Origin of the sequence: Leptolyngbya sp. Heron Island J, from assembly GCF_000482245.1 — a bacterium.
GTDB lineage: Bacteria > Cyanobacteriota > Cyanobacteriia > Phormidesmidales > Phormidesmidaceae > Leptothoe.
Genome location: NZ_AWNH01000055.1, coordinates 20,134 through 31,204, shown reverse-complemented (window position 1 = coordinate 31,204; position 11,071 = coordinate 20,134). Strand labels below are relative to the sequence as shown.

15 protein-coding genes are annotated in these 11,071 nt (G+C 51.5%); 8 read left to right on the top strand and 7 right to left on the bottom strand.

The annotated features are described in order from the left end of the window. The coding region (locus N836_RS55380) for a transposase family protein (protein WP_023070614.1) at positions 1 to 286 on the bottom strand (286 nt) is incomplete at its 3' end. A gap of 222 nt (positions 287 to 508) precedes the next feature. Here N836_RS55380 and thrS point away from each other — a divergent pair. From thrS to N836_RS55345, 7 genes are all read left to right on the top strand, one after another. Beyond that, on the top strand, positions 509 to 2,374 hold the full coding sequence (thrS, locus tag N836_RS55375) for a threonine--tRNA ligase (RefSeq protein ID WP_023073466.1): 1,866 nt from the start codon (positions 509 to 511) through the stop codon (positions 2,372 to 2,374). A gap of 79 nt (positions 2,375 to 2,453) precedes the next feature. Beyond that, positions 2,454 to 2,645 carry a hypothetical protein gene (locus tag N836_RS55370; RefSeq protein WP_023073465.1) on the top strand — a complete coding sequence of 64 codons (192 nt, stop codon included), beginning with the start codon at positions 2,454 to 2,456 and terminating at the stop codon, positions 2,643 to 2,645. Beyond that, positions 2,642 to 2,899 carry a hypothetical protein gene (locus N836_RS55365; protein ID WP_023073464.1) on the top strand — a complete coding sequence of 86 codons (258 nt, stop codon included), beginning with the start codon at positions 2,642 to 2,644 and terminating at the stop codon, positions 2,897 to 2,899. Before N836_RS55370 ends, N836_RS55365 begins: the two co-directional genes overlap by 4 nt. A 5-nt stretch (positions 2,900 to 2,904) precedes the next feature. Continuing rightward, positions 2,905 to 3,291 (top strand): DUF1636 family protein, encoded by a 387-nt coding sequence (locus tag N836_RS55360; protein WP_023073463.1) that lies wholly within the window; start codon positions 2,905 to 2,907, stop codon positions 3,289 to 3,291. Positions 3,292 to 3,315: 24 nt separating this feature from the next. Continuing rightward, positions 3,316 to 3,918 carry a Crp/Fnr family transcriptional regulator gene (locus tag N836_RS55355; protein WP_023073462.1) on the top strand — a complete coding sequence of 201 codons (603 nt, stop codon included), beginning with the start codon at positions 3,316 to 3,318 and terminating at the stop codon, positions 3,916 to 3,918. Positions 3,919 to 4,020: 102 nt separating this feature from the next. Beyond that, positions 4,021 to 5,133 (top strand): WD40 repeat domain-containing protein, encoded by a 1,113-nt coding sequence (locus N836_RS55350; RefSeq protein WP_023073461.1) that lies wholly within the window; start codon positions 4,021 to 4,023, stop codon positions 5,131 to 5,133. A gap of 57 nt (positions 5,134 to 5,190) precedes the next feature. Next, positions 5,191 to 5,940, top strand: a complete 750-nt coding sequence (locus N836_RS55345) for a nickel/cobalt transporter (protein WP_023073460.1) — start codon at positions 5,191 to 5,193, stop codon at positions 5,938 to 5,940. Between the two features lie 170 nt (positions 5,941 to 6,110). Here N836_RS55345 and N836_RS55340 read toward each other — a convergent pair whose 3' ends face one another. The 4 genes from N836_RS55340 to N836_RS55330 form a co-directional block, all read right to left on the bottom strand. Then, complete coding sequence (locus N836_RS55340; RefSeq protein ID WP_023073459.1) at positions 6,111 to 6,437, bottom strand: XRE family transcriptional regulator; 327 nt, start codon at positions 6,435 to 6,437, stop codon at positions 6,111 to 6,113. Continuing rightward, positions 6,434 to 6,727, bottom strand: a complete 294-nt coding sequence (locus N836_RS0138370) for a type II toxin-antitoxin system RelE/ParE family toxin (RefSeq protein ID WP_235071109.1) — start codon at positions 6,725 to 6,727, stop codon at positions 6,434 to 6,436. The genes N836_RS55340 and N836_RS0138370 overlap by 4 nt, the downstream gene beginning before the upstream one ends. After that, on the bottom strand, positions 6,712 to 7,170 hold the full coding sequence (locus tag N836_RS74670) for a GNAT family N-acetyltransferase (RefSeq protein WP_023073457.1): 459 nt from the start codon (positions 7,168 to 7,170) through the stop codon (positions 6,712 to 6,714). The genes N836_RS0138370 and N836_RS74670 overlap by 16 nt, the downstream gene beginning before the upstream one ends. A 101-nt stretch (positions 7,171 to 7,271) precedes the next feature. Continuing rightward, positions 7,272 to 7,646, bottom strand: coding sequence for a VOC family protein (locus N836_RS55330; RefSeq protein ID WP_081716888.1), 375 nt, complete (start codon positions 7,644 to 7,646; stop codon positions 7,272 to 7,274). A 244-nt stretch (positions 7,647 to 7,890) separates the two neighbouring features. Between N836_RS55330 and N836_RS55325 the strand changes: the two genes are divergently transcribed. Then, positions 7,891 to 8,733, top strand: a complete 843-nt coding sequence (locus tag N836_RS55325) for a metal ABC transporter permease (RefSeq protein ID WP_023073455.1) — start codon at positions 7,891 to 7,893, stop codon at positions 8,731 to 8,733. A 650-nt stretch (positions 8,734 to 9,383) separates the two neighbouring features. Here N836_RS55325 and N836_RS55320 read toward each other — a convergent pair. After that, positions 9,384 to 10,124: a metal ABC transporter ATP-binding protein gene (locus N836_RS55320; protein ID WP_023073454.1), complete on the bottom strand. Its 741-nt coding sequence runs from the start codon at positions 10,122 to 10,124 to the stop codon at positions 9,384 to 9,386. Between the two features lie 43 nt (positions 10,125 to 10,167). Next, on the bottom strand, positions 10,168 to 10,989 hold the full coding sequence (locus N836_RS55315; RefSeq protein WP_023073453.1) for a hypothetical protein: 822 nt from the start codon (positions 10,987 to 10,989) through the stop codon (positions 10,168 to 10,170). Positions 10,990 to 11,071: the final 82 nt, after the last annotated feature.

Genomic DNA, 11,071 nt, shown 5'->3' with positions numbered 1-11,071 from the left:
GACCCAGACTGTCGATAGCCCAGGCATTGAACGCCTCGGCTAACTCAGTAAAGTTGAGACGCACCATGATCCGGCGCAAGGTGGACAGGCTGGGCAACCGCTCATGAGGCAACTCCATCACGCGCAATAGCTCTGCTTGATGACGTTGTACGAAAGTGGCCAAGGGGCGATAGCCATAGCACCCACTCATGGTCCCCATCACCACCAAGACTAAAATGATCCACAAGGGATACACCGGTTTAGTTCGATAGTCACGGACCTGCTGAAAGTGGCGAATTAAGCTCATGGAGAGAACACGGGGGCGATAGAGCACACCCCCATTATCTTTTTTCTACCACCGATAGATCAGCCCTGCCTCCCGAGAGGGGAGAAATCGGCACATTAACATTATTAAATTCCTGCTCCTAACCGAGGATAAGAAGTAAGAAACCCCACCCATTGCAAAAGCACTCAATTCTTGATCGCTGTGATAACTTGAGAATGATAATCATTCTAGTTTTGGCTTTTCATGGTCAGTCAAGTCTCCCGTCCGCAGTCCGCAACCAGCCCCAGCGATGCAGAGCAGCTAGCACGGCTGCGCCATACCTGTGCCCATGTATTGGCCATGGCGGTGCAAACCCTATTCCCAGAGACGAAAGTCACCATTGGCCCCTGCACAGATACGGGGTTTTACTACGACTTTGACCGGGCTGAGCCATTTACGCCTGAGGATCTTAAGCAGATCACCGCCAAAATGCGGCATATCATTCGGAAAAATCTACCGATCATTCGCGAAACGGTGGAACGAGATGACATCCGCGCTGAGATTGAGCAACTGAGCGAACCCTATAAGCTAGAGATTCTCGATAGCATTCCCCCCGATGAGCCGATCACCCGCTACTACATCGGGTGTCCTGACCCGTTGCCAGCCACTGCAGATCCATCTCTGTTCAACTCGTCGTCAGCTAAGACCTCTGATGCGAATCCTGCAGATTGCTGGTGGGATTTGTGCGCAGGTCCCCACCTGAACCGCACTGGCGACCTGCACCCCAAAGCCTTTGCTCTAGAAAGTGTGGCCGGAGCCTACTGGCGGGGCGACGAAACTCAACCGCAGCTCCAGCGCATTTACGGCACCGCCTGGGAAACTCCAGAACAATTAAAGGCCTACCTGACGCAGAAAGAGGAAGCCAAACGTCGTGATCATCGCAAACTGGGACAGACTTTGAATCTGTTTAGTATTCAAGAGGCAGCTGGGGGTGGACTGGTGTTCTGGCATCCCAAAGGAGCCCGCATGCGCCTGTTGATCGAAGACTACTGGCGTCAGGCCCACCTGCAGGGTGGCTATGAGCTGCTCTACACCCCTCACATTGCCAATCGCGACCTCTGGCAAACCTCAGGACACCTGGACTTTTACCAGGAGAACATGTTTGAGCAGATGGCTGTGGAAGCGCAACAGTATCAGCTCAAACCCATGAACTGTCCCTTCCACGTGCTCACATATCAGCATCAGCTGCATTCTTACCGGGAGTTGCCGATTCGCTGGGCCGAACTGGGTACGGTGTATCGCTATGAGCGATCTGGGGTGCTCCATGGGCTCATGCGCGTACGCGGCTTCACCCAGGATGATGCGCACATTTTCTGTTTGCCAGAACAGGTGACCGAGGAGATTTTAGGAGTCCTGAACCTGACAGAACAGATTCTGTCGGACTTTGGCTTTACCGACTATGAGGTGAATCTTTCCACCCGTCCGGCCAAGTCTGTGGGCAGCGACGATATTTGGGAACTGGCCACTTCAGCGTTGCAAAAAGCGCTGGATATCAAAGAGTGGGCCTATGTGATTGATGAGGGAGGTGGTGCCTTCTACGGTCCCAAAATCGATATTAAGATCAAGGATGCTATTGGTCGGCTATGGCAGTGCTCCACAATCCAAGTAGACTTTAACCTGCCGGAGCGATTTGATCTGCAATACGTCGCAGCGGATGGTTCCCGACAGCGTCCGATTATGATTCACCGGGCCATTTTTGGCTCCCTGGAACGATTCTTCGGCATCCTGGTGGAAAACTATTCCGGGATGTTCCCCCTGTGGCTGGCTCCGGTGCAGGTGCGACTGTTGCCAGTGAGTGATGCCCAGCGAGACTATGCTCATCAGGTGTCCCAGACATTGCAACAACAAGGTTTCCGAGTGGAGGTAGATACCAGCGGCGAGCGTCTGGGTAAACAAATTCGCACCGCAGAATTAGAGAAGATTCCGGTTATTTCTGTGATCGGTCAGCGAGAAGTGGATTCTCAGACATTAGGCATTCGCACCCGTCAGAGTGGTGATTTGGGAGCCCTGACGGTGCCAGACGTGATCGAGAAGTTACAAGATGCGATCGCACAAAAGACTATCTGTTAGTTCTTAGTTTCGATTTCTCAAACGTCAAAGTGAACCGATGAGGTTTCACAAAGTTGTTCAAGTAATGAGGTAAACGTCCATGACTGTCGTTCAGCACTACGCAACCAATTGTCTAGAAAACGTCAAGGTGATGCTGATTTCTCCAAGCCAAACTCTAGCATCATCGACGGTGGAATATTGCATTGCCAGCGGATTTGTCAAAATCATGCCCTCTGATGGCCGCACCTTGATTACCCATATCAGCAACGTCGTTATTGAGGTGGCATCATGAATCTCTTTTCTCAGTCTCGACCCAAGCCTAACTTAGCTGCTTTGCAACAGATCAAAACCTGGGTCTACGATCTCCTGAAGCTCGATCCGGATATTGGTATCTCGGTTAGCCAGCTTCAGTGCAAAGAACCCGACTGCCCGCCGATTGAAACTGTCATTACTATTTTGAGCCAGCCAGCCCAGCAGTACAAAATTCACAAAGCGTTGGATGACGTTGAGCAAGTTGATTTAATTCGTCTATTTCAAACTGAGTAAATCCTATGTCTCAGCACACTTTGTTTGTTTGCACCTCCTGCAACTTTGCCGTTGGTCAACGGGAGCACCTGGGCCAGCGGGGAGGATATCAGTTGTGGCAGAGTTTGTTGAAATGCCAGCAACAAGGGCAGTTACCGCCAAACTTTAGGGTTCAACCCGTGGAGTGTCTCAGTGCCTGCAATCGGTTTTGTGTGATCGCCCTCGCCTCTCCCGAAAAGACCACACTCATGTTTGGCGATTTGCCTGCTCTCGACAGTGCGACTGCCATTGCTCAATTGGCGACTCAGTATGCGGCCAGTGGCGATGGGTTGATACCCCGTAGGGACCGTCCTGTCCTCCTGCAGAAAGGAATTCTGGCTCGCATTCCGCCCGTGTTGCCTCCCCAGCCTTGAGGATTCAGCTCGCTTTTAAGTTGTATGCATCAGTTTGCTTCCACCCCAGCCCCGGTGACTCAGCCCGTAGTTTACCAATTCAAACGTCGGGAGATCATTCCCCTACAGAAAAATACTCTCTGGCATTTCCAGACTGGAGCCGCTCGCCTATTGACCCTCTCTGAAGAGGGTGCCGCCATTACCCTAGGATTTTGGGGTGCGGGCGATTTTGCTGGACAGCCGCTTATCGGCATCCAGCCCTGCGAGTTGGAATGTCTGATGGATGTCGAAGCTTTCCGATTGCATTATGAGCAGTGTCGAGAATTGCCGCAGGTGACGATGGACCACCTGCATCAGATGCAAGCGCTAATCCGCATGCGACAGGGCAACATTCCGCAGCGGTTACAACTGCTGCTCACCTGGCTGGGGCAGAAGTTTGGTTGCCCCACCGAGGGTGGGCAACTGATTCAGCTGCGATTAACCCACCAGGAACTGGCTGAGACCGTCGGTACCACCCGCGTGACGGTCACCCGACTCATGCAAGATCTAGAACAGCAGGGTAGCCTCTACTGCTCCAGACGCCAACAGATTATTCTACGGCAACCCCCTGGTAGTGCGGCGGAAATCGTTTCCTATCCAACAGCTTGACGATCAATATAAACTAGAATGATAATCATTATCATTTTGTTCTGGTGTGCGTGTCAGACTTTCTGACGACAGGTCAGTCCGCCCCGTGGTTCACGCTGTACTATGCTTTCTCTCAAACCTCTGGTAGAACTTCAGGTTCACCGATCGCTGTCGGAGTACATTACCGCCCTGGTCTGGTCGCCGGTCGGGAATAGACTGGCGATCGCCTCGGGGGCAGGAGAGGTGGCTTTGTGGCAAGAAGACTTTCAAGAAACTATCCTCCAGACGGCCAGTAGCACTTCCATTGATGCTCTAGGGTTTTCCGGAGATGGTCAGTGGTTGGCGGCAGCCGGGCAAACCGGAGAGATAATGCTCTGGCGGCTGTCTTCTGACTCACCTGAGCTGGTAGAGACGCTAACCTGGGGTTCAGCCTGGATTGATCGCCTACAGTGGCATCCCCATCAACCCTGGTTGGCCTGTAACTGCGGCAAGGTGGTTCATATCTGGGATGCTGATCAGGGTGAAGCCCTGGCCACCCTGGAGCTGCCTGCTGCGGTACAGGATCTAGGCTGGTCTCCCGATGGTACTCATCTAGCGGTTTCGGCTCAGCAACAGGTTTACATTTGGGACACGGCTCGCTGGAGCTCCCCTCAATATGCGTGGGAGCTGATGGCTGTCAGTCTGGCCTTGAAATGGTCTCCTGAGGGAGCCTATTTAGCGTCAGGCAATCAGGATAACAGCGTTGGTGTCCTCCCCTGGAACAAAGTCAGTGCTCTGAAACAATCCCCCGATATCCCAGCCGACTTGCCCGCTCTGCTGGGAGGCTTCCCCGGCAAGATTCGGCAGTTCGCCTGGGCTGATATTCCCGATGCCGAGCGTTCCCCCATTTTGGCAACCGCCACGCGAGACTTGGTCGCCATGTTGATGCTGATTCCAGGTGAGGGGTGGCAAAGTTGGATGCTGGATTTACATGGAGACACCGTTTTAGATGTGGCCTTTCAACCCCAAACCGGATTACTGGCCTCCCTGTCGGAGGATGGCTGGATTCTGCTGTGGCAGGCTGCTGTGGAGCCGGCTCAAGTGCTAGAAGGAGCTAAGGAGGGTTTTTCCTGCTTGACCTGGCATCCGACCGGAGACTATTTGGCAGCTGGCGGTCAGCAGGGAGAGATACTGGTGTGGACCCTTTGCCCCGATGCCAGACAGCGTCTTTGCAGCCGTCCGGAGGCACTGTTGTGAGCCTGGGTTCTCTCTTGCCGCCGTTGGGCGAAACCATTCGTTTTGGATAACAACATCATGACTCCGCTGCTCATTCTGGCCCATGTTGAGGCGGCCAACCGATTAACAACTTTGCTGAACGGTCAGCTGACGCCGATAGCGATCGCAACAGGAATTGCGATCGCCTACGTCTTTGGTGCAGTGCATGCCCTTTCCCCTGGTCACGGCAAAACCCTGGTGGGAGCTTACCTGGTGGGCAGTCGGGGCACGCCCCAGGCTGCTCTTTGGCTGGGGCTAACCACCACGGTGACTCATACTCTGGCGGTTTTCATCTTGGGAGTGACCACTCTGTTAGCTTCCCATTACATCGATCTCGACCGGGTTTATCCGATATTGGGAGCTGTCAGTGGGTTGGCAATTTGTCTGGTAGGACTGCGGTTATTGGTCACGCGCTTGAGGGAGGGACATCATCACCATCACCATCACCTCGATCATCACCATCACCATGACGACAAACCAAGGGAAGACTGGTCATCGATTTTGGCCATTGGCATTTCGGGTGGGTTGGTGCCCTGTCCATCGGCTTTGGTCTTGTTGCTGAGCGCGATCGCACTACACCAAATCGCCTACGGGTTATTGCTCATAGGCGGTTTTAGTCTGGGGCTGGCATCTGTGCTGACTAGCCTGGGGTTAGCCGCAGTTTACGGACAACAGTGGCTTGAAAAATCTCCCTTGGGAACTGGAGTTATACAGCGGCTATCAGTGGTCAGCGCTCTGGCAACAGTCTGCATTGGCCTCGGGCTGACAACAGTGGCGGTAATGGGATAGAGCATAGGGATAAACCAAGCGGTAGCATCCTGAATCTTGTCACCTGTCACCTAGAGTGAATCTGAGCGGCGGCAAGTATCTTGGCAAGTTTTTAGAGTTTCCAATCCGTCCACTCCTGCCCAAGGTTATGCAGGGGGAGAACTCATAGGAATATTTGATGCTGAGCTGGATTAATCCGAATTGGTGATGATAGGTGTTTGATCTGTGTTTATATCTACGAGTTCAATCCGTAGACGTTTGCCCAGCACTGTAGCAGCACGGTCCATTGTTTTAAGCGTAACCGCAATATTCTCGGGATCGAGTAAGCGATCAAGGGCTGAGCGACTTGTATTCATAGCATCTGCCATCGAGGCTTTATTCAAACCCTGAGTTTCCATTGCCTGAGAAATCTGCCAAGCCAAAACGCGCTTTAGAGCAAGTGCACTAACTTCAGCTAACATTCCTTCTTCTTCTAAGAAATCATCGAAAGAAGACCCTAAATGAGTAGAGTCAATCATTTTCCTGCCTCCAGATTTTTCTTCCGCGTTAGTGCTAAATCAAGATCTTGTTTAGGTGTTTTCTGGGTTTTCTTTATAAATCCGTGTAACAACACCATATACTCCTGGTAGATACAGAAGAGTACTCTTGCAATCGTTCCATCTGGTAGATTGGAGCGTACTTCATATAATCCTTTACCCATAGGTCGGCAAGTTGGCATACCAATCGGCCAGCCGTACTCAACTGTTTTGATATCGATACCAAGTATCTTGCGTTCTGCTGGTTCTAACTGCTTCAACCATTCACGCACAGGTTCATTCCCCGCTTCTGTTTTATAAAACTTTGCAGGTACCCTTTTATTGCCCATAGGATCAATGTACCAAAATAGGTACTTTTTATCCAGTGTCTATAGTCAATCATTCCCAGGTTAAGTGCGAGGACCGAAGGCCGGTCAACGTGGAAACCATGGCGCTCGAAGAAGGGGCGCGCTGTGATGGAAACCTCGGCGTAGAGACGGATCAGATTGGACCGTCGCGCCTCCTGGAAGATTTGCTCCATGATTGCCGACATGTAACCCTTGCCGGCATGATCCGGGGATACATAGGTGCAGTCGATGTGGCCATCAGCATCGAATTCGATGAAGCCCGCCACATCGCCATCCACCACTGCAACCCAGGGTTGCTTGCGATCGCATCGCCTGCGCCATTTCTCAGCCCACGCATCGCCGCTCTTAATGGGAGTGGGCCCAGGCATTACGCTGCTCCTCAGTGTAGTCGTCGCAGGTCAGTTGATGAACTGCGTCGTAGTAGATTCGGCCAATCGTGAGTTCATCACCGGGCTCGTACTTCCGAATGTTAGGCGGCAACGTTGAGTTGCCATGACACGCCAAACCGATCGTTGACCCAACCAAACTTTTGGCTGAAACCGTAATTGTCGAGTGGCATCAATATATCTCCCTCCTCGGACAGAATGTTAAATGCGCGCTCCAGCTCTTCCAGCGAATCAAACTCTACGAACGTGGAACTCGACGGAGTAAACGAAAATTCGTGCTCAATCGGACTGTCGGAGCACATAAATTCACACCCACAAAGCGTGAACACTGCCACCTTGATAGTACCGACCGGACCAGGCTCGCCCTCGGTATATTTCTCGACACGCACCATGCCGGAATCCGGGAAAGTGGAGAAATACAGATCCAATGCTGCCTGCGCAGCACCGCCTTGAAACATAAGAAATGGCCTAGCTGTTGTCATCAGCCTAATATCCCTATGTGGGTGATTGGACAGACGACGTTCATTATAATCATCTCTCCGTTGCAGGACACCGCCATAGATTCATTGCCCATTCTGGTCATGTTGGACAGCCCGTTTGAAAGCGTTTCAAACGATCAGCTTACGCTGATAGAGATCGCGGCAGAAATCGTTTCAAGATATAAGATAACTGTACAAAAATCATACTCCCCCCAACGACTCTATGGACTGGCTGCTAGACCCCTTAAGTTACGAGTTTATGCGGCAAGCGCTAATGGCAGGTGTGCTGATGGGTATTTTATGTCCGATTGTGGGCACTTATTTGCTGGTACAGCGGATGGCGCTGTTGGGGGATGTGGTGGCCCATGCGGTGCTGCCAGGGTTGGCGATCGCAAACTTTCTGAATATTCCTTTGATCATCGGAGCATTTGTCTTTGGTATGTTTGGCACCTTTGTCACTGGCTGGATTCGCTCGCAATCTAAAGTCAAGGTCGATGCAGCTATGGCCATCACCCTCTCCAGCTTTTTCTCCCTCGGCATTGTCTTGTTTACCAGCCTAGGCAGCCGCTTTGATCTTGAAGAGTTGCTATTTGGCGATATCCTCAGCATTGCCCCAGCAGATGTGTGGGAAATTGGGTTTGTAACGCTGGCTGTGTTGGTGGGCGTGAAGGTGTTTTATAAAGAGCTGTTGTTTTTTACGTTTGACCCGTTGGGTGCAGAAGCAATTGGCTTGCCAGTGACTGTGATGAATTTTGGGTTAACGGCTGCCATTACGCTGACGATTGTCGCCAACATCAAGGCAGTGGGCTTTATTTTGGTGGTGGCGCTGATGGTGAGCCCGGCGGCAGCGGCCTATTTGCTCACTAAGGAACTGCACTGGATGATGGTGTTAGGTGCCGGGTTGGGTGTGTTTTCTTGCCTGACGGGGATGTACATTAGCTACTATGTCAATACACCGTCTGGGCCTGCGATCGCGCTAACTCTTTTTGCCTGCTTTTTACTGACGTTGTTGTTTAGTCCTAGTCAGGGGATTTTGACTCGTCGTCGAGGGCAATCCAAAGGTTGATTGCGATGACCTGTAGCAACCCGCGCAAATTGCGTATCTGTGATTAAAGTGTTGGTCAAGGACACAACCGGCTGCTTGGGGTCCCTTCGAGTTCCCCAAACCCCCTGACTAGGGCGGAAACCGCCGCCCTAGAACCCACGGACTGGAGGATTACGGTTAATTGCGACATGGGTTGGGAGGTGGTCGGTAAAGCGGTTTAGAATTTTACGCTCGGTCGCGCAAAATTCTAAAAAGGGTTATTCCATTGATGTTTTGCTAATCGATGCTCAAAGAAAGTTTTTTTAACAGAGGTTTGATTCTCTGTGACAAGGCAGCCTGACAAGAAAAGTTAGACACCTTACCCTTTTACGGTGTGGAGCGGATGCGGAGCAGCGTAATCCACCTAACCAACCGCCCTATCAATGGTTGTAGCTGTTAGCCAATACTCTCTTGTGCGAGGGGCCTGGGGACGTTGAGGTCCCCAGATCAGGGAGGTTTCAGGAGGGAAAGTCCTGAGCAACCCTTTTATCTATGTGCCGATACTTAACCTTACAAGTCGTGTCGGGAGTCAGGAGCCAGAATTCAGTGCTTTTATGACTCCTGGCTTCTGAACTTTTTTGCCACCAAAATTTTCCACCTAAAGTTGATACCCAGCAGTCATTCAAAAACAACTAGCAAACAAACGGAATACCATTCTCATTGTGCAGAGCTTGAATATTTGCACCATAGGCTTGTTGAATATTTTCCATCGTCATCACGGCTTGCGGCGTATCGTCAGCTAGCACGCGACGATTAAGCAACAGCAGGCGATCATAACGATTGAGCGCCTCACCCCACTCATGGCTGCAAACTAGCAGCGTTTTACCCTGCTGGCTGAGGTCAGAAAAAATGTTCAGCATAGTGGCTTCTGTTTTTTTATCGATGCCGCTAAATGGCTCGTCTAACAAAAATAAATCGGGCTGCTGGGCCAGGGCACGCGCTAGAAAAACTCGCTGTTGCTGACCACCCGAGAGCTGACCGATGGGACGGTTTTTGAGGGGTAACATCTCCACTCGATCGAGTGCTGCACCCACTAATTTTTTGGCTTTGCTATTGGGAGAACGTCCCCAGCCGAGGGCCCTTACCTGGGCCATCATCACCACATTCCAAGCCGTGATCGGATAGTCCCAATCAATTTGCGATCGCTGCGGCACATAAGCGACCTGCCGTCGCTGCCGCTTCAGCGCAGACCCGTTCAATAAAATCTTCCCCTGATAGGGTGTTAGCCCCAGAATCGCTTTGGCCAGGGTACTTTTTCCCGCACCGTTAGGACCAATTAGCCCTACCCATTCGCCTGGGTGCAACGTCAGCGAAACCTCTGTCAGTGCTTCGATACCCCGATAGTTAACCGATAGATTCTGGACCGTTAGCATACTAAAAAATAATAATCGGTTTGCAAGTGTATATCTAGGGCTTTTAGGGGTCAAGCTCTGGCAAAGACTCACTAATCATGAGAACACTGCCGTTACCTTCGCTAAGCTTCACGATGATAAGGTAGCGAACCATTTCGCCCTGTAAAAGTTGGTACGCCAGTCCCGCAGAAAAGTTTTCTTGGAGTTGGAGATCAAAATCAGTGGTGCTCATGAGTTCAGGCATGACCACGGTTTGCCAAACCTGTTCAGGTGTTTGCGTTAGAAAGTGAGAAAAGGAGGAATCGTCAAACTTGGGCTGACTGTTTTCATCGAAGAATTGATTGACCTGCCCTGGTTCTCCGAAGAGATTAAAGATTTGGAGTGGATCACTTTTTTCCAATCCTTCATTCTGGCCCTGAAGATAGTTAACCAAATGCTCCCAGTCCGCTGCGATTTTGGCCTCCTCCTCGGCAGATGTGACTGAAGTGGAATTATTATTGGGAGCTGCATCAAGGGCAGGCTCAGGGCTATCACTCGTCTCAGGGAGGGGGGCATCTGCTGCCCATGGCGAGTCTACATCAGGAACTACCTCGGGTGCAGGCTCAGGGCTATCACTCGTCTCAGGGAGGGGGGCATCTGCTGCCCATGGCGAGTCTGCTGGCGGCGAACGCGGAACGGCTGGGCTGGGCGGGCTGGGCGGGGAGAGCTGAGACTCTGATGTCGACAATGTTGGCAGCTGGCTGGCATCAACGATAGAAATTGGGCCTGTTGGAGTTGAGGACACTACCAAAGGGCGGGACTTTTCTTGCCATGGTAAAAGTGCTAACAAACTATGGAGTAACACAGAGATAAACAGCGTTACACCGCGATTACGCTTTTTATCCATAGCAGTATAGGTTAAACAATTCAAAAATTTAGTCGTGTTGACAGGCTAAACGGCTAAATTTACACTAACAGACCAATATGAT